The sequence below is a fragment of the Caulobacter sp. GW821-FHT09B08 genome, from assembly GCF_059418225.1.
In genome coordinates this window covers 594695-614815 of record NZ_JBWKPL010000001.1, presented here as the reverse complement: position 1 = coordinate 614815, position 20121 = coordinate 594695, and the positions used below count along the sequence as shown (strand labels likewise).

At 70.3% G+C, this 20121-nt stretch carries 22 protein-coding genes; 13 read left to right on the top strand and 9 right to left on the bottom strand.

Annotation, left to right across the window (positions count from 1 at the left end):
* Nucleotides 1-15: 15 nt before the first annotated feature.
* On the bottom strand, nt 16-1101 hold the full coding sequence (gene pip / locus AC07OA_RS02895; protein ID WP_494662254.1) for a prolyl aminopeptidase: 1086 nt from the start codon (nt 1099-1101) through the stop codon (nt 16-18).
* A gap of 141 nt (nt 1102-1242) precedes the next feature.
* Here pip and AC07OA_RS02890 point away from each other — a divergent pair, with 141 nt between their 5' ends.
* The 5 genes from AC07OA_RS02890 (at nt 1243) to AC07OA_RS02870 (ending at nt 6731) form a co-directional block, all read left to right on the top strand.
* Nucleotides 1243-2577 carry a dihydroorotase gene (locus AC07OA_RS02890; RefSeq protein ID WP_494662253.1) on the top strand — a complete coding sequence of 445 codons (1335 nt, stop codon included), beginning with the start codon at nt 1243-1245 and terminating at the stop codon, nt 2575-2577.
* Between the two features lie 226 nt (nt 2578-2803).
* Nucleotides 2804-3160: a YciI family protein gene (locus AC07OA_RS02885; protein ID WP_494662252.1), complete on the top strand. Its 357-nt coding sequence runs from the start codon at nt 2804-2806 to the stop codon at nt 3158-3160.
* Between the two features lie 122 nt (nt 3161-3282).
* A complete protein-coding gene (locus tag AC07OA_RS02880; protein WP_494662251.1) occupies nt 3283-3633 on the top strand; it encodes a YciI family protein in 351 nt (116 codons plus the stop codon).
* Between the two features lie 6 nt (nt 3634-3639).
* Nucleotides 3640-4872 carry an RNA polymerase sigma factor gene (locus AC07OA_RS02875; protein ID WP_494662250.1) on the top strand — a complete coding sequence of 411 codons (1233 nt, stop codon included), beginning with the start codon at nt 3640-3642 and terminating at the stop codon, nt 4870-4872.
* A gap of 56 nt (nt 4873-4928) precedes the next feature.
* Nucleotides 4929-6731: a feruloyl-CoA synthase gene (locus tag AC07OA_RS02870; protein ID WP_494662249.1), complete on the top strand. Its 1803-nt coding sequence runs from the start codon at nt 4929-4931 to the stop codon at nt 6729-6731.
* Between the two features lie 62 nt (nt 6732-6793).
* Here AC07OA_RS02870 and AC07OA_RS02865 read toward each other — a convergent pair whose 3' ends face one another.
* Nucleotides 6794-7474: a lysoplasmalogenase gene (locus AC07OA_RS02865; protein ID WP_494662248.1), complete on the bottom strand. Its 681-nt coding sequence runs from the start codon at nt 7472-7474 to the stop codon at nt 6794-6796.
* 300 nt (nt 7475-7774) lie between these two features.
* On the opposite strand from AC07OA_RS02865, the gene AC07OA_RS02860 reads away from it, so the two are divergent.
* Nucleotides 7775-9316 (top strand): acetolactate synthase large subunit, encoded by a 1542-nt coding sequence (locus AC07OA_RS02860; RefSeq protein WP_494662247.1) that lies wholly within the window; start codon nt 7775-7777, stop codon nt 9314-9316.
* Between the two features lie 66 nt (nt 9317-9382).
* Here the strand turns inward: AC07OA_RS02860 and AC07OA_RS02855 are convergent, their stop codons facing one another.
* Genes AC07OA_RS02855 through AC07OA_RS02845 form a run of 3 tightly spaced genes read right to left on the bottom strand, consistent with a single transcriptional unit; the run spans nt 9383 to nt 11963 of the window.
* Complete coding sequence (locus tag AC07OA_RS02855; RefSeq protein ID WP_494662246.1) at nt 9383-10735, bottom strand: ATP-binding protein; 1353 nt, start codon at nt 10733-10735, stop codon at nt 9383-9385.
* A complete protein-coding gene (locus tag AC07OA_RS02850) occupies nt 10735-11436 on the bottom strand; it encodes a response regulator (RefSeq protein WP_494662245.1) in 702 nt (233 codons plus the stop codon). Before AC07OA_RS02850 ends, AC07OA_RS02855 begins: the two co-directional genes overlap by 1 nt.
* Nucleotides 11433-11963 (bottom strand): MarR family winged helix-turn-helix transcriptional regulator, encoded by a 531-nt coding sequence (locus tag AC07OA_RS02845; RefSeq protein WP_494662244.1) that lies wholly within the window; start codon nt 11961-11963, stop codon nt 11433-11435. The genes AC07OA_RS02850 and AC07OA_RS02845 overlap by 4 nt, the downstream gene beginning before the upstream one ends.
* An 80-nt stretch (nt 11964-12043) precedes the next feature.
* Between AC07OA_RS02845 and AC07OA_RS02840 the strand changes: the two genes are divergently transcribed.
* From AC07OA_RS02840 to flgE, 6 genes are all read left to right on the top strand, one after another.
* Nucleotides 12044-12934, top strand: coding sequence for a branched-chain amino acid aminotransferase (locus AC07OA_RS02840; protein WP_494662243.1), 891 nt, complete (start codon nt 12044-12046; stop codon nt 12932-12934).
* Between the two features lie 124 nt (nt 12935-13058).
* A complete protein-coding gene (locus AC07OA_RS02835) occupies nt 13059-13355 on the top strand; it encodes an autorepressor SdpR family transcription factor (RefSeq protein WP_494662242.1) in 297 nt (98 codons plus the stop codon).
* Nucleotides 13352-13738 carry an ammonium transporter gene (locus AC07OA_RS02830; protein ID WP_494662241.1) on the top strand — a complete coding sequence of 129 codons (387 nt, stop codon included), beginning with the start codon at nt 13352-13354 and terminating at the stop codon, nt 13736-13738. Before AC07OA_RS02835 ends, AC07OA_RS02830 begins: the two co-directional genes overlap by 4 nt.
* Before the next feature lie 130 nt (nt 13739-13868).
* Nucleotides 13869-14330 (top strand): MarR family winged helix-turn-helix transcriptional regulator, encoded by a 462-nt coding sequence (locus AC07OA_RS02825; protein WP_494662240.1) that lies wholly within the window; start codon nt 13869-13871, stop codon nt 14328-14330.
* Nucleotides 14331-14361: 31 nt separating this feature from the next.
* On the top strand, nt 14362-14763 hold the full coding sequence (locus AC07OA_RS02820; protein WP_494662239.1) for a DUF1398 domain-containing protein: 402 nt from the start codon (nt 14362-14364) through the stop codon (nt 14761-14763).
* A 150-nt stretch (nt 14764-14913) separates the two neighbouring features.
* Nucleotides 14914-16587: a flagellar hook protein FlgE gene (gene flgE / locus AC07OA_RS02815; RefSeq protein WP_494662238.1), complete on the top strand. Its 1674-nt coding sequence runs from the start codon at nt 14914-14916 to the stop codon at nt 16585-16587.
* Between the two features lie 9 nt (nt 16588-16596).
* Here the strand turns inward: flgE and AC07OA_RS02810 are convergent, their stop codons facing one another.
* The 4 genes from AC07OA_RS02810 to AC07OA_RS02795 form a co-directional block, all read right to left on the bottom strand.
* Nucleotides 16597-17619 carry a tetratricopeptide repeat protein gene (locus AC07OA_RS02810; RefSeq protein WP_494662237.1) on the bottom strand — a complete coding sequence of 341 codons (1023 nt, stop codon included), beginning with the start codon at nt 17617-17619 and terminating at the stop codon, nt 16597-16599.
* A gap of 137 nt (nt 17620-17756) precedes the next feature.
* A complete protein-coding gene (locus tag AC07OA_RS02805) occupies nt 17757-18173 on the bottom strand; it encodes a DUF4870 family protein (protein ID WP_494662236.1) in 417 nt (138 codons plus the stop codon).
* Between the two features lie 2 nt (nt 18174-18175).
* Entirely contained in the window at nt 18176-18553 is a 378-nt protein-coding gene (locus AC07OA_RS02800) for a DUF4870 family protein (RefSeq protein WP_494662235.1), read from the bottom strand.
* Between the two features lie 202 nt (nt 18554-18755).
* Nucleotides 18756-19322, bottom strand: coding sequence for a TetR/AcrR family transcriptional regulator (locus AC07OA_RS02795; protein WP_494662234.1), 567 nt, complete (start codon nt 19320-19322; stop codon nt 18756-18758).
* An 83-nt stretch (nt 19323-19405) separates the two neighbouring features.
* Between AC07OA_RS02795 and AC07OA_RS02790 the strand changes: the two genes are divergently transcribed.
* Nucleotides 19406-20119 (top strand): alpha/beta fold hydrolase, encoded by a 714-nt coding sequence (locus AC07OA_RS02790; protein WP_494662233.1) that lies wholly within the window; start codon nt 19406-19408, stop codon nt 20117-20119.
* Nucleotides 20120-20121 lie beyond the last annotated feature (2 nt).

Sequence of the window (20121 nt, the reverse complement as noted above, 5' to 3'; positions counted from 1 at the left end):
GTCTGTGAGCCCGCCCTAGATCCGCCCCAACCCGTCCATGATCGCCGTCAGCGCCACCACCGTCTCGGCCTCCATGGCGCTGTGGCCGGCGTTGGTGCGCACATAGGTCGCCGGCTTCACGCCCACGCCGTCCAGGGCCGCGACCAGGCGCGAGGCCTGGGTCAGGGGGCAGACCTGGTCGAAGCGGCCGTGGACGATGTGGACCGGGATGTCCTTGATCCGCCCGACCTCCCGGGTGATCTCGTCCGGCTTCAGGAACAGGTCGTTGGCGAAGAAGTGGGCCTCGATCTGGGCGAAGCACAGGGCGAAGTCGGCCTCGCCGAACTTCCCTGGATCGCCGCTCTCGGGGATCATGTTCGAGATCGCGCCTTCCCAGACCGACCACGCCACGGCCGCCCGAAGTTGGGCCTGCTTGCCGGCCTCATCGGCGGGCTTGCCGTCGAAGATCGCCTTGTAGGCGCCCATCATGTCGCCGCGCCGCTCGGGCGGGATCTCCTCGACGAAGCCCTTCCACTCGTCGGGATAGGTGACATAGGCGCCCGGTTCGCTCAGGGCGTAGGGCGTCTGGTCGAACACCGCCGCATTGCCCTGGTACATGTAGAGCAGGTCCTCGCGCGTCCCCAGGAAGATGCCGCGCAGCACCAGCGAGGCCACGAACTCGGGATGGCGGATGGCGTAGACCAGGGCCAGGGTGCTGCCCCAGCTGCCGCCGAACACGTGCATCTTGCCGGTGATCCCGAGGGCGTCGCGCAAGGTGTTGATGTCGGCCACCAGATGGTCGGTGTCGTTGCGCACCAGGGCCACGGCGGGGCCGTGGCTGGCCACGGTCGGCGTGCTCTTGCCGCAGCCGCGCTGGTCGAACAGGATCGTGCGGTAGCGCTTGGGATCGAAGAACCGCGACATCACCGGCGCGCAGGCCCCGCCCGGCCCGCCGTGCAGGAACATCACCGGCTCGCCGTCGGGATTGCCGTATTCCTCCCAGTAGAGGGTGTGGTCGGGGCCGCTGTCGACCCGCAGCATGCCGGTGCGGTTAGGCTCGCCCTGCGGATACTTCCACTGGCTCGTGACCTTGCTGGTGGCCTGGAGACGGGAAAAGTCCATGGGAGCCTCGCGACGCTGGAAGGGACGGGTGGGAGGTGCGCCCGCCGCGCGCGGCGGTCAATGTCGATTTGCCTTGCGGCGGCGGGAGCGGGCTCCTAGACCGCCGGAAACCCTCGCGAAAAGCCCGCCCAGGAGCGCCCCATGACCCAGACCTTCGACCTGATCGTGCGCGGCGGCGAGGTGGTCAATCACGCGGGGCGCGGCTTTGCCGACATCGGCGTGCGGGGCGGCAAGATCGTCGCCATCGGCGACCTCGGCCAGGCCAGCGCCGGCGAGGTGTTCGACGCCACCGGCCTGACCGTCCTGCCGGGCGTCATCGACAGCCAGGTCCACTTCCGCGAGCCGGGTCTGGAGTGGAAGGAAGACCTGGAAAGTGGTTCGCGCGGCGCGGCCCTGGGCGGCGTGGTCGCCGTCTTCGAGATGCCCAATACCGAGCCCACCACCACCGACCCGGACGCCCTGGCCGACAAGCTGGCCCGCGCCAAGGGCCGCATGCACACCGACCACGCCTTCTATGTGGGCGGCACCCACGAGAACGCGACCTTCCTGGGCGAGCTGGAGCGCCTGCCCGGCTGCTGCGGCATCAAGGTGTTCATGGGCGCCTCGACCGGCACCCTGCTGGTCCAGGACGACGCGGGCGTCGAGAACGTGCTGCGCCATGTGAACCGCCGCGCGGCCTTCCACTCCGAGGACGAGTACCGCCTGGCCGAGCGTCGCAGCCTGGCCCGCCCCGGCGACTGGACCAGCCACCCGGAGGTTCGCGACGCCCAGGCGGCCATGCAGTCGACCGAGCGCCTGGTCCGCATCGCCAAGTCGCTGGGCAAGCGCATCCACGTGCTGCACGTCACCACCCACCAGGAGATCGACTTCCTGGCCAAGCACAAGGACGTCGCCAGCGTCGAGGTCACGCCCCAGCACGCCACCCTGGTCGCGCCGGAAGCCTATGAGCGCCTGAAGGGCTTCGCTCAGATGAACCCGCCGATCCGCTCGGCCGAGCACGTGGCCGGGGTCTGGCACGCCATCGAGAGCGGCATCGCCGACGTGCTGGGCAGCGACCACGCCCCCCACACCCGCGAGGAGAAGGCCCGACCCTATCCGGCCTCGCCCTCGGGCATGCCGGGGGTGCAGACGCTCGTTCCCATCATGCTGACCCACGTGGTCGACGGCCGCCTGAGCCTGGAGCGCTTCGTCGATCTGACCAGCCACGGCGTCAACCGCATCTTCGGCCTGGCCGACAAGGGCCGCATCGCCGAGGGCTTCGACGCCGACTTCACCATCGTCGACATGAAGGCCAAGCGGACCATCACCCACGACTGGATGGCCACCCGCTCGGGCTGGACCCCCTTCGACGGCTTCGAAGCCAAGGCCTGGCCGGTGGCCACCATCGTGCGCGGCACGGTGGTGATGCGCGACGACGAGATCGTGGCCGAAGGCACGGGCGCGCCGGTGCGGTTCCTGGAGACGCTGGCGGGGTAGGCTCACCCCCTTGCCCCCACCTGACCGCTTCGCGGTCTGTCCGCCCCCGTAGGGGGCGGAGGACGCACGCGCCGCGCTTCTTCCCCCTACGGGGGAAGACGACCGCGAAGCGGTCCGTAGGGGGCAAGTGTTAGCCGCCTCGACTTTTCTGCGAAGGCCCTGTCGAAATCCCCCACCCTCGCGCGTCTCTGGACGAGGGCGCGATGTCGCGCCGATGGAGGATCCGATGAAGTACCTGCTGCTGATCTACACCCCCGAGGCCAGCTTCGCCCGCCCCGAGGTCCAGGCCCGGACGCCGGAGATTCTGGCCGGCCACCAAGCCTTGCAGGCCGAGCTTCGGAGCCAGGGCGTGGCCTGGTCGTCGGGGCGGTTGGAGCCGACGGCGAGCGCCCGCACCCAGGTCCAAGCCGCCGACGGGCGTGTGGTCCACGACGGGTCGTTCGCCGAGACCAAGGAACAGCTGGGCGGCTACTACCTGGTCGAGGCGCCCGACATGGCCGCGGCCGAGGCCTGGGCGGCCAGGATTCCGCAGATCGAGGGCGGCAAGATCGAGATCCGGCCGATCATGCAGAGCTACGACTGAGGCCTTCTTCGGGGCTGTTGAAAAACTTGCCCCAGGATGTCGAGTCCGGCGAGGCTGCCGCGTCTCTGATCCGAGACCGGGTGGCGCTTCCGCCGGACCGGCCGTCGAGAAGGATCCAAGCCATGCAATACGCCCTGCTGATCTACGAGGACGAAAGCCAGTACCGCGACGACAGCGGCCGGGCCTGGGAGGCGATCATCCAGGCCCACCAGGCCTTCGCCGGCGAGTTGGCCGAGAAGGGCCTGCTGCGCGGCGGGGCGGGGCTGAAGACGGCCGACACCGCCACCACCGTGCGCCGGACGCGGGGCCAGAACGGCCTGCACGACGGTCCCTTCGCCGAGGCCAAGGAGCAGCTGGGCGGCTTCTACATCATCGAGGTTCCCGACCTGGACGCCGCCCTGGCCTGGGCGCGCAAGCTGCCGATGGCGGGCGATGGCTCCGTCGAGGTCCGCCCCGTGATCGACGAGGGCTAGGTGCCGATGGCGGGGGCGTCTCTCGACCGGGCGGCGCGGGAGGCCGGGGGGCGGGTGATCGCCGCCCTGGCCGCCCAGTTCCGCGACCTGGACCTGGCCGAGGACGCCTTCGCCGAGGCCTGCGCGCGGGCGGCGGCGGTGTGGCGGGAGGACAGCGTCCCCCGCGATCCGGCCGCCTGGCTTTACGCCGTGGCGCGGCGGGCGGCGCTGGACATGGTCCGGCGACGGGCCACCCGCCGGCGCCTGCCGCCCGACCCGCCCGAGCCGCCGCCCAGCGCGGAGGAGCTGTTGACCCGCGACGACCGCCTGATCCCCGACGAGCGGCTGCGGCTGATCTTCGTCTGCTGCCATCCGGCCGTGGCGCCCGACGCCCGGGCGGCCCTGACCCTGCGCCTGGTCTGCGGTCTCTCGACGCCCGAGATCGCCCGCGCCTTCCTCGTGCCCGAGCCGACCCTGGCCCAGCGGATCGTGCGGGCCAAGCGCAAGATCGCCGAGGCGGGGGTGGCCTTCGAGGTGCCCGGTCCCGAGGCCTGGCCCGAGCGGCTGGGGGCGGTGCTGTCGACCCTGGAGATCGCCTACGCCAAGGCCCACGAGGACGCCGCCGGGGCCGGCCAGCACGCCGGCTACGCCCGCGAGATGCTGGACCTGACCGCCGTCCTGGCCGAGCTGCTGCCGCGCGAGCCCGAGTGCCTGGCCTTCGCCGCCCTGGTCCGCTACGCCGAGGCCCGCCGGCCGGCGCGGCTGGACGAGAGCGGGGCGATGACGCCGCTGTCCGACCAGGATCCGGCCCTGTGGCGGCGGCCGCTGATCGACCAGGCCGAGCGGCTGCTGCACGCCGCCGCGCGCCTGGGCCGGCCGGGGCCGCGCCAGCTGCAGGCGGCCATCCACGCGGCCTGGTGCTCGCGCGCCAGCCTGGCCGAGCCGCCGCCTTGGCCGACCGTACTGGCCCTCTACGACGCCCTGCTGACCTGGCGCGACGACGGCGTGGTGCGACTGAACCGCGCCGTGGCGGTGGCCGAGGTCTTGGGGCCCGCCGAAGCCCTGGCGCAGGTCGACGCCCTGGACGGGACGGGCTTCCGCGACTTCGGCCCCTTCCACGCCGTGCGCGCCGATCTCCTGGCCCGGCTGGGGCGCGGCGGCGAGGCGGTCGCGGCCTACGACCGCGCTCTGGAGCTGGACCCGGCTCCGGCCGAGCGCCTGTGGCTGGAGCGGCGGCGCGGGTTGGCGGCGGCGCGCTAGGGTCCTGAAAACAGGGTGGATTGCGCCCCGCCCAAGTCCGGTTAACACTTCGACTCATGGATGGGACGTCAGAGACCCACGCGCCGTTTCGAGACGCCCGCTACGCGCCCCGGGCGCTGGAGGTCGAGCGACGCGGCGACGTTCTGATCCTGCGCAATCCAACCCCTTTTTCCAGCACCGTCCAGACCACGGTCGCGCCCCTGCTGCGGTGGTCGTCCCAGGCCCCGCACCGGGTCTGGCTGGCCGAGCGCAAGCCCGGCGAAGAGGGCTGGCGGACCGTGACCTACGCGAAGGCCTGCGAGCAGGTGATGCGCCTGGCGGGCGGTCTCCTGAGTCTGGGCCTGGAGCGCGGCAAGCCCCTGCTGATCCTGGCCCGCAACGGGATCGACCACGCCCTGATTTCCTATGCCGCCATGATGCTGGGCGCGCCCATCGCGCCGGTCTCGCCGCAGTACGGGCTGAAGGGCGCGGATTCCGGGCGCCTGGCCTTCGCGGTCGAGCGGATCAAGCCGGCCATGGTCTATGTCGACGACGCCGACGACTTCGCCGAGGCTCTGGCCGCCCCGTTCCTGGCGGGCCTGCCGGTGATCGCCAGCCGCAACCCCCGCCCGGGCGACCAGCCGTTCGACACCCTGGAGCCGTCCAGCGAGCACTCGGTCACGATGTGCCGTCCGGGCGACACGGCCAAGCTGCTGCTGACCTCCGGCTCGACGGGCAAGCCCAAGGCGGTGATCTGCACCCACGCCAATATCGCCCTCAACGCCGCCCAGATCGCCGCCTGCTACGCCGATCCCGACCCGCCGGTGCTGGTCAATTGCGCGCCCTGGAGCCACAGCCTGGGCGCCAACGCCATACTGCACATGGTGCTGCACCGGGGCGGGACGCTGTACATCGACGCCGGCCAGCCGGTGGCGGGCAGGTTCGACGAGACGGTGCGCAATCTGCGCGAGGTGGCCACGACCTATCACAACATGGTCCCAGCCGGCTGGGGCCTGCTGGTCGGCGAACTGGAACGCGACGAGGCCCTGGCGGCCCGATTCTTCGAGAAGGTGCGGGTGCTGCAATATGGTGGCGCCTCCATGGCCCAGTCGATCCTCGACCGCGTCCAGGCCGTGGCGGTGCGGGTGACCGGCCAGCGCGTGACCTTCGCGGCCGGCTACGGCGCCACCGAGACCGGTCCGACCGCCTGCAACATCCATTGGCTGAACGCCCGCTCGGGCATGGTGGGGCTGCCCACGCCCGGCACGTCGGTGAAGCTGGTCCCGGCGGCGGGCGAGGGGGCCAAGTACGAGATCCGGGTCAAGGGCCCGCAGGTCTCGCCGGGCTATCTGGACATGCCCGAGGCCTCCGCCGCCGCCTTCGACGAGGAGGGCTTCTACCGGCTGGGCGACGCGGCGCGACTGGCCGATCCGATCAATCCCGCCGCGGGCCTGGTGTTCGACGGGCGGCTGGTCGAGAACTTCAAGCTCAGCAGCGGCACCTTCGTGGCGGCCGGCGCCCTGCGTGTGGCGGCGATCTCGGCCATCGCCGGGGCCGTGTCCGACGCGGTGGTCTGCGGCGAGGGCCAAGAGGGCGTGGGGCTGATGCTGTTCCTGGACCCCAAGGCGGCCCTGCGCATCGGCGAGCCCGAGGCGGTGCGGGCGGCGATCCGCGCCGGTCTGGAGCGTCTGAACGGCCTGGCCAAGGGTGGGGCCCGGGTGACCCGGGCCCTGATCCTGGACGGCGCCCCCGACGCGGCCTCCGGCGAGCTGACCGACAAGGGCTACATCAACCAGGCCCTGGCCCGCGAGCGGCGGCCGGTCGAGCTTGAGCGGCTGTTCGCCGAAGAGCCGGACGACGGGGTGATGGTGTTTACATAGAGCGCGGCGCGTGAAGGTGGGGACACACACTCACCCCACGATCCTGCTCATTCTGCCGAGGCCTAGCCGTGAGTGTGTGTCCCCGTCTCGGGGCGCGGCTCTCGAAGGGTGTTCACCACCCCCAGGCAGATCAGCAGCTGCCCGAAATAATACAGCCCCCATATCGCCAGGCCCGCCGCGAAATTGTCCGCCCACGGTCCGTTGCGGCCGAAGATGATGAGGTCCGAGACCACGAACATCAGCGCCCCGATCCCGACCCGGTAACGCGGAAAGCGGCTCAGCCAGGCCGTGGCCGCCATCAGCGACAGGCCAAGGCTGTAGACCGCCACGCCCGGCGCTCCGGCCCGGTCGACGGGCAGCAGGAAGGCGACGGTCACCACGGCGGGGACCAGGATCACGGCCAGGGCCAGCTGGCTGCGGCTGGGCGCGGGGCGGCGGTTGCGCAGGTAGAGGACGATGGCCGTCAGGTGGCCGGCCAGGAAGCCGATGGCGCCCACCGTCAGCCCGGCCGCGCCCAGCAGCACGTCGCCCAGGGCGCCGAAGGCCATCACCGCCGCCAGCAGCCAGCCGTCCAGCGAGCGGGCGTTGAGGGCGGCGTAGACGGCCAGCAGCCCGACGCCCAGTCCCTTCCAGGTCAGCGAGGCCGCCTGGGGCAGGCCCAGGCTCCACGACGCCACATAGCTGACCCCAGCGACGATCGAGGCGATCAGCACGGCCTTGGCCAGGCTCTTGGATTGAGACATCGACGCTTCCCCTTACCGGCGCTCTTCGGCGGCGCTTCGAGCGGGCAGACTGCGATGCGCCGGGCCGTTGGCGCAACCTTCCCAACCGTCATCCTCGGACTTGTTCCGAGGATCCCTCGTTCCGCTGGTTTGCCGGTTGGGGTTCGTCTCGACCTCGGTGCTTCACGGATCATCCGTCTTCGCGGCTGAAGCAGGGGTCCTCGGAACAAGTCCGAGGATGACGGATGGTGGGAAGCCGCGACCAGCGTTGGCCTATGCCGCGAAATGTCGGAAGGTCCCCCGAACGGTACGGAGAAGACCATGAACGGCGCCGACGCCCTGATCACCACCCTGGCCGACAACGGCGTCACCGCCTGCTTCGCCAATCCCGGCACCAGCGAGATGCAGTTCGTCGCCGCGCTCGACCGCGAGCCGCGCATGCGCTCGGTGCTGTGCCTGTTCGAGGGCGTGGCGACCGGGGCGGCCGACGGCTGGGGGCGGATGACGGGAACGCCCGCCTGCACCCTGCTGCACCTGGGGCCGGGCTACGCCAACGGCGCGGCCAACCTGCACAACGCCCGCAGAGCCTACACCCCCATCGTCAACGTGATCGGCGACCACGCGACCGATCACCGCCAGTACGACGCGCCGCTGAATTCCGACATCGCGGCGCTCGCCGCGCCCAATTCGATCTGGGTCAAGTCGGCCGAGACCGCCGACGCCGTCGGTCCCCTGGCCGCCGAGGCGGTGGCCGCCAGCTTCGGGGCGCCGGGCGGCAACGCCTGCCTGATCCTGCCCGCCGACAGCGCCTGGAACGAGACCAACACCTCAGGACCCGTGATCGCGCCGCCCCGGCCGCGCGCGCCCGATCCGGCCGCCGTCGCCGCCGTCGCCCAGGCCCTGAAGGCGGCCGCCAAGCCCGTGCTGCTTCTGGGAAGCGGCGCGTGCGGCGAGGCGGCCCTGGCCGCCGCTGGGCGGGTGGCGGCCACCGGCGTGCGGGTGCTGACCGACACCTTCACCGCCCGCCAGGCGCGGGGCGAAGGCCGCTTCCGGCCCGACAAGCTGCCCTATTTCGGCGAGCAGGCCCTGAAGGACCTGGAGGGCGCGGACCTGATGGCCCTGGTCGCCACCACCGAGCCGGTGGCCTTCTTCGCCTATCCCGACCGGCCCAGCGTGCTGGTGCCCGAAGGCTGCGCGACCCTGACCCTGAGCGACCGGGCTGCAGACGCGGTCGCCGCGCTCGAAGCCCTGGCCGACGCCCTGGGCGCGCCGGCGACCGGCGCCGTGGAGCCCTACGCCCCGCCCGCCGCCCCGAGCGGCAAGCTGGACGCCTGGGCCATCGGCGCGGCTGTCGCGCGGCACATGCCGGCGGGCGCGATCATCTCCGACGACGCGGTGACCGCCGGCCTGCCGATCTTCACCCAGACCCGCAACGCCCGCGCCCACGACTGGCTGTCCCTGACCGGCGGGGCCATCGGCCAGGGCGTGCCCCTGGCCATCGGCGCGGCCGTGGCCTGTCCGGACCGCAAGGTGCTGAGCCTGAACGGCGACGGGGCGGCGATGTACACGGTCCAGGGCCTGTGGACGATCGCCCGCGAGCGGCTGGACGTCACCGTGGTGGTGTTCGCCAACCACGCCTATCGCATCCTGGGCATCGAGATGGGCCGCACCGGCGGCGGCGAGCCGGGGCCGGCGGCCTCGCGGTTGCTGGACCTGGGCGATCCGAGGATCGACTGGGTGTCGGTGGCGGGAGGGCTGGGCGTCCCCGCCGAACGGGTCGAGACGGCCGAGGCGTTCGACGCGGCGCTGGAGCGGGCGATGCGCGAGCCGGGTCCGAGGTTCATCGAAGCGGCGATGCGATAGAGGCCGGAGGCAAGGCTGGGGACACACGCATGCGTGTGTCCCCAATGGTGGCGAGGCGTCCTGGGCCTACCCCGGCAACCTCAACACCGCCCGCAGCCCCCCCATCGGCGACCTTTGCAGCGTCAGCTCCCCGCCCAGCCCGCGCGCCATGTCGCGCGCGATGGCCAGGCCCAGGCCCACGCCCTTTTCGTTCTGGTTCCGCGACTCGTCCAAGCGGTTGAACGGCTTGAAGGCCTCCTCGTAGCGGTCCTCGGGGATGCCCGGGCCGTCGTCGTCGACGAACAGCCAGATGCCGCCGCCCGGCACGACGGTGGACGAGACCCGCACGGCCTTGCCGTGGGCGGCGGCGTTGTCGACCAGGTTGGCCAGGGCGCGCTTGAAGGCGTTGGGCCGCACGACGGCGGTCAGGTCGTCGCCGATGGAGACCTCCACCGTGGCGCCGGCTCGCATCGCCCCGTCGCACACGCCCTGGATCAGCGGCCGCAGCAGCACTTCGCGCGGGTCCTCGCCGCCCTCGCCGCGGGCGAAGGCCAGGTACTCGTCGATCATGTGCTCCATTTCGGAGAGGTCGCGCTGCATGGCCTCGTTCCGGGGGCCAGGCTCGGCCAGGGCCAGCTCCAGCTTCAGCCGGGTCAGCGGCGTGCGCAGGTCGTGGCTGACGCTGGCCAGGAGGGCCGTGCGCTGCTCGATGTGGCGCTGGATGCGGGCCTTCATGGCCAGGAAGGCCTGGGCCGCCTGGCGCACCTCGCGCGCGCCGTGCGGCTTGAAGGCGGCCTGGTCGACGCCCTTGCCGAAGGCGTCGGCCGCGTCGGCCAGGCGCTCGATGGCCCGCACCTGGTTGCGGATGAACAGGATCGCCACCGCCGTCAGCAGCAGGGTGGCCCCCACGATCCACAGGATGAAGATGTGGCCCTGGGTGGCGAAGGCCCGGTCGCGCGGGGCGATGATCCGCAGCACCCCTTCGTCGACCTTCACCCGGATGTCGACGTGGGCCGGATAGTGGTCGCCGCTGGCGTCGAACCAGAACGGCGCGTCCAGGCGGTCGGACAGGGCGTGGTTCAGCGAGCGGTCCACCACCCGGAACAGCGAGTTGCGCTTGCCTGCCGGCAGGGACTTGCCCTTCTGCAGGGCGATGGACAGGTCCATCGACTCCTCGGCCCGCTCGGTCAGCTTCTCCATCGCGGCGGGCGAGTGGTCGTCCTGGTAGCTCTCGACCGCCCAGGCCACGTCGCCGGCCAGGCCTTCGGACAGGCGGCTGGTCACGGTGTCCCAGTGGGCGTCGAAGAAGGCCCAGGTCACGGCGATCTGCATCACCGACACCGGCAGCACGATGATCAGCAGGCTGCGGCCGAACAGCGAGGTCGGCAGCCAGCGCTTGATCGGACGGGGGATGTGCAGGCGGGTGGGGAGGCGGAACATCAATCCGGCGCCAGCCTGTATCCCACCCCGCGCACGGTCTGCAGGTAGCGCGGGTTCTTCGGGTCCGGCTCGATCTTGCGGCGCAGGCGGGTGACCTGGACGTCGACGGCGCGGCCGGTGGCGTCGACGGTGTCGCGCGCCAGTTCGAGGCGGTCCACCGGTTCGTGGGCCGCCTTGGCCAGGCGGCGCAGCAGGGCGACCTCGGCCTCGGTCAGGCGGATGGGCTCGCCGTCGCGGGTCAGTTCGCCGCGCTCGGGCTCGAAGGCGCAATGGCCCAGGCTGAGGGCGCGCGGCCCCGACGGCTTGGGCGCCGAGCGGCGCAGGATTGACTCGATGCGCAGCAGCAGTTCGCGGGGTTCAAAGGGCTTGGCCAGGTAGTCGTCGGCGCCGTGGGTCAGGCCCTCGATGCGGTCGGTGGTCTGGTCGCGGGCGGTCAGCATCAGGATCGGCGTCTTGCCCGCCTCGCCGCCCCGCGCCCGCAGGCGTTTGGTGAAGGAAAAGCCGTCCTCGCCGGGCATCATCACGTCCAGCACCAGCAGGTCGAAGTCCATGGCGGTGGTCAGGCGGTCGGCGTGGGCCGCGTCGGCGGCGGCGCTGACCCGGAAGCCCTGGCGGCTGAGGAATTCCTTGAGCAGGGCGCGGATGCGGTCGTCGTCGTCGACCACCAGCAGGTGGCGCTCGGCGCGGTCTTCCGGGGTCATAGGCCGTCCCGCCGGTTGAGGCCGACGCCTTGGCGCGGACCCGCCAGGGCCGCCAGGATGCGGCGGGTCCCGGGCACCCCGTCCAGGCCCCCGGTGCGATAGGCCTTGCCCAGCAGGGCGCGCAGGCGCTCGGACACCCGGGTCTCGAAGGCCACGCCCTCGGCGGTCAACTCGGCCGGGCGGCGGCGAGCGTCCAGGTCGCCGGGCGCCTTCTGGGCCAGGTTCAGGCGCTGGAGGTCCGACAGGGTCTTGCTGGCGGCCTGCTTGGAGAGGCTGGTCAGTTTGGAGAGGTCCTGCACCCCGATGCCGGGGCGGCGGCGCAGCAGGAAGGCGGCGCGCCAGTGCGAGCGGCCCAGGCCCGGACCCTCGCCCTCGAGCGCCGCGTCCACCGCCGCCCACAGGGCCGCCTCGGCCAGCAGCAGCAGCTCCAGCCCGCTGTCCAGCTGGTCCTCGCCCAGGATCAGGCGCGGATCGGTCGAGCCTCCCGAGAGGCCGCCAGAAAGACCGGGTGAAAGCGGCGAGGCCATCAGCTTGCGTCCATTTTATTTGACCTTCGCCGGCTCGGAGCGTCTAAGAGCCGGGTTCCAAATAAGGAGGTCTTGGACCGATGTCTCTCGTTCCCTTCGACGATCGCGATGGTTGGATCTGGCTGGATGGCCAGTTCGTCGCCTGGCGGGACGCGAAGGTGCACGTATTGACCCACGGCCTTCACTACGCCTCGTCGGTGTTCGAGGGCGAGCGGATGTATGGCGGCGAGATCTTCAAGCTGACCGAGCATACCGAGCGCCTGTTCAAATCGGCAGAGATCCTCGATTTCAAGATCCCCTACACGGTGGCCGAGATCGACGAAGCGTGCAAGGCGACGGCGGCCAAGAACGGACTGACCGACTGCTATGTGCGGCCCATCGCTTGGCGCGGTAGCGAGATGATCGGGGTTTCGGCCCAGCAGACCAAGATCCACGTGGCCATCGCCGTGTGGGACTGGCCCAGCTACTTCGACCCGGCGACCAAGGCCAAGGGCATCCGCCTGACCTGGGCCAAGTACGACCGTCCGGCCCCGACCACGATCCCGACCGCCGCCAAGGCCGCCGGCCTCTACATGATCTGCACCATCTCCAAGCACGCCGCGGAGAAGGACGGATATGCCGACGCCATGATGGTGGACTATCGCGGCTACATCGCCGAGGCGACCGGGGCCAACGTGTTCTTCGTCAAGGACGGCGCGCTGCACACCCCGATCCCCGACTGCATCCTGAACGGCATCACCCGCCAGACGGTGATTGCGATCGCCAAGGAACGCGGGATCCAGGTGATCGAGCGCCACATCGAGAAGGCCGAGCTGTCGGGCTTCACCGAGTGCTTCATCGTCGGCACCGCCGCCGAGGTCACCCCGGTGGCCGAGATCGGCGAGTTCAAGTTCACTCCGGGCAAGCTGTCGCTGGACCTGATGGACGCCTATGCCGCCCTGGTGCGGCGGGAAGAACTGACGCCGGCCTGAGGCCGCCGCGCACCACCGCGTTGAAGGATCCCGGAGCGGCCGCCGCTCCGGGATTTTTCATGCCCGCTTCCTGGCTCGGAAGATGGCGCTTGACTCATTTAGACGATTAGCTAATCATCGCAATATGAGCCAGGTCTTCAAAGCCCTTTCCGATCCCACCCGCCGCCGCGTGCTGCTTCTGCTGCGCCAGGGGCCGATGAGCGCGGGCGAGCTCAGCGACCAGTTCGACGTCTCCAAGCCGACCATGTCGGCGCACTTCGCGGTTCTGAAGGAGGCCGACCTCGTCCACGCCGAGAAGGCCGGCAAGTCGATCATCTATCACCTGAAGCTGTCGGTGCTCGAAGAGGCGCTGCTGGGCTTCGTCCATTCGTTCGATCTCGGCGCGGACGCGCCGAAGCCCCAGGAGGAGGGTGTGCAATGACCAAGGAAGCCAAGCACGAACTGATCGGGAATTTCGCCTGGGCCGGCGCCATTCTGGTGGTGGCCCTGGCCGGGGTCGTGGCGCGCAAGCAGGGCTATGTCGACAGCGAGACGGTCACCCGGATCGTCATCGGGCTGAACGGGCTGATGATCGCCTGGCAGGGCAACCGCCTGCCCAAGGCCTTCGTGCCCAACGCCTGCGCCGGCAAGGCCCGGCGGGTCGCGGGCTGGTCGCTGGTGCTGAGCGGGCTGGTCTATGCCGCACTGTTCGCCTTCGCCCCCATGCAGATCGCGGTCGCCGGCGGGGTCGCGGCGGTGGTGACCGGCTTCGCCGTCACCCTGGGCTACTGCCTGGCGCTGCGGGACAAGGCGAAGGCGGCTTAGGGGCCCTCCAACGGCTGTCATCCGGAAAGCGTGAAGCGCTTGTCCGGGATGACGATGAAAAGGTGGATCCCAAGTTTGTTGACTAGGAAACCTTCTCGCGATAGTTTCCTAGTCAACAAATGAGGCGGCCATGACGGACGACGTTCCGGTTTCCCATCTGACGTCGCACCTGGGCTATTGGCTGCGCTACGTCTCCAACCACGTCTCCCACACCTTCGCCCGCAAGCTGGAGGGCGAGGGGGTGACGGTGGCCGAGTGGGCGCTGCTGCGCGAGCTCTACGGCGAGACCGCCCAACTCCCCAGCCGCCTGGCCGAAAAGCTGGGCCTGACGCGCGGAGCGGTCAGCAAGCTGGCTGACCGGCTGGAGGCCAAGGGCCTGGTGACGCGCGAGGCCGATGCCAAGGACCGCCGCGCCCACCGCCTGGCGCTCGGTCCGGACGGCCGCGCCCTGGTCCCGCGCCTCGCGGCCCTGGCCGACCGGAACGACGCCGAGTTCTTCGACCATCTCACGCCCGAAGAGCGCCGGACGATCGAGCGCCTGATGAGAACCATCGTCGAGCGGCGTGGCCTGAAGACCATCCCGCTCAGCTAGCCCGCCCCTTCATCACTGAGAGGACCGCGCCATGAACGCGCAGCAGAAGGCCCTGGCCGGGGATTGCCTGGCCGCCTCCGAAAACGGAACCATGACCTTCCCCCAGATCGTCGGCGCCCTGATCGACGGCGGTTTCGAGAGCTACGCCGTCGACTTCCGGCGGGAGACCGCCACCTACTACCTGCCCAGCGGCGACAGCGTGGCGCTGCCGGCCCACGAGGCCGAGGGGCCGGTGGCCGCGGCGTTCGACGTGGCCGCCGTGCAGGCCGCCATCCGCGAGGCCCAAACCCTGGCGCCCGGCTACACCTACAAAGGCTTCTGCGCGAAGGTAAAGGCGGCGGGCTGCGCCGGCTACCTGGTCTCGTTTCCCGGTCGCCGGGCCGTCTATTTCGGCCGGACCGGCGAGGTCCACACCGAGCACTTTCCGCCCTGACGGCCAAAGGCGCCCGGCAAAACCGCCTCGAACATAGTAAACGGATTTCCAGTTAACCATCTATACTGCTCAGCGCTCACGAAATTCAGTTTTCGCACGCGGCTTGCACCTGATCCGGCCAACGATAACCGGATGGGGTTCCTAGACGTCATGAGCATCAACAGCGCCATGCAGGCCGGCGTGTCCGGCCTGCTCGCCAATTCGTCGGCCCTGGCGGCGATCTCCGACAACATCGCCAACGTCAACACCGTCGGCTACAAGCGCAGCGGCGCCAACTTCTCGTCGATGGTCACGTCCAACTCCAGCGGCCTCTACAGCGCCGGCGGGGTGTCGTCCAAGACCCACCAGTTCATCAGCCAGCAGGGCCTGGCCCAGGCCACCAATTCCAATCTCGACCTGTCGATCTCCGGCTCGGGCTTCTTCGTGGCCACCGAGAAGGCCGAGGGCCTGACTCCCACCGACACCCGCTCGTTCACCCGCGCCGGCTCGTTCCAGCTCGACAACCTGGGCTACCTGCGCAACGACGCGGGCCTGTACCTGCAAGGCTGGCTGGCCGATCCGATCACCGGCCTGATCACCACCGACCCGTCGGACCTGTCGCGGCTGTCGTCGATCAACGTCGCCTCGGTGGGCGGGGCGGCCGAGAAGACCACCCGGGCCGGGGTCAACGCCAACCTGCGCTCCGAACAGACGGTGTCGGCCGCCGCCAACGCCAAGGTCGCCAAGACCGGCGTCGCCGAGACCCCCTCGGGCACGGCGGACTACAGCGTCGCCTACAGCCCGACCGGAACCGGGAACCAGTACGCCGTCACGGTCAGCCGCAACGGCGTGGACATCTCCACCGGCGTGGCCACCTACGATCCCACCAGCGGCGCCCTGACCGGCTATGTGCCGACCGGCTCCAGCACCGCCGTCACCACCCTGACCACCGGCGGCCAGACGGTGAACCTGTCGGACCTGGGCATGACCACCAAGGCCGACGCGGTGGCGGGCGGCGCCTATGACCCGGCCACCAATTCGATGTCGGACTACGCCCTGGACCCCACAAAAGGCGTCAAGCCGGACTTCGAGATCCAGATCCCGGTCTCGGACTCCAAGGGCGGCCAGCGCACCATCACCCTGTCGCTGATCAAGGGGCCGGGTCCCAACGAATGGTTCGCCGAACTGCGGGCCAAGCCCGGCGACCTGGACAACAACGCCAACGGCCTGATCAGTTCGGGCAAGGTCACCTTCACCACCGACGGCAAGCTGGCCAGCACCGGCGAGCTGTTCGGCAGCACCAGCCCCACCTCGATCAGCATCGGCGCGTCCGATCCGACCGCCACGGGGACGGGGCCGCGCTGGGCCGACGGCCTGGGCATCGACAGCCAGGACATCCAGATCGACCTGGCCAACGCCGCCGGGGGGCTGACGCAATACAACAGCCAGTCGGTGGTCCAGTCGGTCAACACCAACGGCACGGCCTTCGGCAACCTCACCAACATCGAGGTCGACGACCAGGGCTATGTCTCGGCGATCTTCGACAACGGCGTGACCCGCCGGATCGCACAGGTTGCGATCGCCACCTTCCAGAACCCGGACGGGCTGAAGGCGGTGAACGGCAACGCCTATCGGGTGACCAACGAGAGCGGCGGCTACAGCCTCAAGGCGCCCGGCGAAGGCGGGGCGGGCTCGATCGCGCCCTCGACCCTGGAAGCCTCGACCGTGGACCTGTCGACCGAGTTCACGGGGCTGATCACGACGCAGCGGGCCTATTCGGCCTGCTCGAAGATCATCACGACGGCCGACGAGATGCTGCAGGAGCTGCTGAGCATCAAGCGGTAGGGATGGAATCTACCCCGCCACCCGCGCTTCCAGCTCGGCCAGGCGCGCGCGCGTCGAGGCCAGGTCGGCGCCGAAGCGCGCCGGGTCGGCCGCGGCCAGCCGCGCGGCGACGTCGTAGCTCTCGCGATAGAGGTCCAGGGCCCGCATGCGGTGACCCCGGTCCTCGCGCAGGTCGGCCAAGCGCTCCAGCGACACCGACAGGGCGCGCTTGGCGTTCGGGTCGGCGGCTTCGCGGCCGCCGTGCGAGCGGCGCAGGGCCAGGGCCTCCTCGAAGGCCGACAGGGCCTCGTTCAGGCGGCCTTCCATCTCGGCCACGTCGCCCACGCCCGACAGGGCGCTGGCCAGCAGGTCGTCGGCGGCGAAGTCGCCATGATCTTGGGGGGGCTTGGCGGCGCGGACGGCGCGGGCGTAGCTGACCGATTCCTCATAGGCTTCGGCGGCGTCGTCCAGCCGGCCCTGGCCTCGGGCGAAGTCGCCCAGGTCGCGGCGGGCCAGCGCCTTCTCGTGATCGGTTCCGGCCACGCGCAGCAGGCGGTTCAGGGTCTGGGCGGCGTCTGACCAGGCCTCGGCGCGGCTCTGGGCCACCAGGCGGGCGCGCAGTTCGGAGAAGGTCTCGGCCGGGGCGTCGACCGCCACGGGCGCGGCCACGACGGGCTCGGGCGCGACTTCGACAGTCTCGGTTTCCACCGCCGGGGTCGCCACGACCTCCGGCTCGGGCGGCGCGGCCACGAACGCGACCGCCGGCTCCGACGCGACGTCGGCGGCCGCCACCGGAACGGCGACCAGATCGCCCCCCAGGTCCGTCGGCGCGGGCTTGGCCTTGCGCTTGGGCTTGGGACGCGGAGTCAGGGCGGCGACGAGCAACACGGCCCCCGTAATCGCCGCCGCCCAACCCACGAACGGGCGGTGCGGCTCGAAGGGGCCGAGATCCAGGTTCTGCGCCCATCCCCCGATGACGCCCCAACCTGCGATAACGTACCCCGATGTCGCCAGGATCGCCCCCAGGACGATCCCCACGAGCCGAGCCATCATGTCGCCCCCTTCATGACCGCGTTCGTAAGGAGCGGCAGGTGACGGCGCCGTCATTTCCGCGTCGAGCCGTGACAACCGTCAGGGGAAGCGCCGACGAGAAGCGGCGCGCGAACGGGCGCCTCGCCAGCGGCCTGCCTCTAAATCAGCCACGTCCGGGGCCGGGGGTAGGCTTCGCCCTTCAACAGATAGACCAGGCCCATGATCGCCCGGACCACGAACCAGACCCAGACGGCCCCCATGATCGACCCGCCGATGAACATCATCGGTATGCCGACGATGAAGATCAGCAGCGCCGCGCCCAGCAGGAACAGCGCGCCGCCGATCAGGAACCACCAGATCGACAGCCAGAAGCTGCGGATGGCGAAGGTGTAGTGGCTGGCGTTGATCGGCCCGGCCTCGCCCCGATAGACATAGGCGACGATCAGCCCGACCAGGAAGGTCAGTCCGTTGGTGAAGCCCAGCAGATAGAGGGCGTAGACGACGATCGGCAGGATCTTGTCTTCCTCGACGCGGCTCGGTTCGGAGGGCGCGGGGCTTTGGGCGATGTCGCTCATCGTCAGATCATCCAGTTGCGCGGCGTGGGATAGGCCTGGCCCTTCAACAGCCAGGACAGGCCAAGGATGCATCGCACCGCCACCCAGATGCCGACGGCCGGCAGGATCACGAAGCCGATGCCGATGGGCGTCAGCAGCCCGCCGATCACGGAAAACAGCAGCGACAGCCAGAAGGTGCGGATCTGGAAGACGTAGTGGCTCTGCATCCACTCGGGCGCGGCGGCCTTGCTGACATAGGCCAGGATCACCCCGACCACGGCGGTCATGCCCACCGACAGCAGGGCCGCCAGATAGAGGGCGTAGACGACCACGGGCATGGTCTTGTCGTCCTGCAAGGCGGGCGGGACGGCGGGATCGGCGGCGGGATCGTTCTGGGTCATGAAACGATGGTCGTCGAAGACGGGCGCCGATGCAAATTAAGGTCCGGTCAGGCTGGGCTTCCTCCTCACCCGCGCAGCGGGGGAGGTGGCGCGGCGCGGATACGCGCCGTGACGGAGGGGGCGTCGTGCGGCGGCCTGACGCCCCCTCCGTACGCTTCGCGTCCACCTCCCCCGTTTCACGGGGGAGGAGAGAGAAATGCCGTCAGACGCCGTCGACGATGGCCTGCAGGGTCCGCTTCAGCCAGGCGGCCATCATGACCTGCTGGTCCGTGCCAAAGGACGCCAGGTCCAGCTGGCGAGCATAGGTGGTGAAGCCGGTCGAGACCATGATGATCTGGGTGGCGCGGGCCCGGGCGTCGGGTTCGCCGATCCACTGGGCCAGGGGGGCGATGGCGTGGGCGTCGATGACCCGGGCGGTGATCGCGCGGGCGTCGGCGTCGCCCATCGAGAGCGCGATCAGGTCCAGCAGCCGGAAGTCCGAAGCCCGCTCGGTCAGGAGCTCGCCCAGCCGCTCGCCGGCCAGGGCCCGGTCCAGGCCGAAGACGTCCTCGTTCACGGTCAGCAGGTCGATCAGCGCCGCCTCGAACAGTCCCGCCTTGGAGCCGTAGTAGCGCAGCAGCAGGGTCGAGCTGGTGTCGGCCACCGCGGCGATGTCGCGGATGCCGGTCTGGGAATAGCCCTGGCGGCAAAAGACCGTCTGCGCCGCCGCCAGGATCCTGGTCTTGCTGGCCTGGGCGTTCCGGCGTTTGGGCGCGCGCGCGTCTTCCATGCCTGCCGATACATCCCCGTTTGACAGTCTCGCAAGTCGGTCCATAAGTTATCAATCGATAACTTAATGAAAGGGAGGCAGGGATGGCGACCTATGTGCTGGTGCACGGCGGCGGGCATGGCGGCTGGTGCTACCAGAAGGTGGCGCGGCTTTTGCGCGCGCGCGGACACGAGGTCTATGCGCCGACGATGACGGGCCTGGGCGAGCGCGCCCACCTGCTGAGCGCCGACATCGACCTGGACTTCCAGATCGACGACATCGTCCAGGTTCTGGAGTTCGAGGACCTGAAGGATGTGATCCTGGTGGGCCACAGCTATGGCGGCATGGTGATCACCGGCGTCGCCGACCGGGCCGCCGCCGGCCGCGTGGGCCACGTGGTCTATCTGGACGCGGCCAATCCCGAGGACGGCCAGTCGCTGGAGGACGTGGCCGGCCCGATGATGGCCCTGGCCCGCCAGGCCGGCCGGGTCCAGGACGGCATCGAGCTGGTGCTGTGGCCGTTCCCCGGCGCGGGCCAGTTCTACGGCGTGACCGATCCGGACGACCTGGCCTGGATGGACGACAAGCTGACGCCCCATCCCTGGGCGTGCTTCGCGCAGAAGCTGCGCCTGACGGGCGTGGGAGCCAGGATCCCCCAGTCGCACATCGTCTGCACCTCGACCCTACCGGGCCGGGACGTCGAGACCCTGACGGCGCGGGCGGAAGGGCGGTTCTGGGAGGTGGATACGGGCCACGATCTGATGATTACGGAGCCGGAGAAGGTGACGGAGTTGCTGGACCGGGTGGCGAGGGGGTAGGG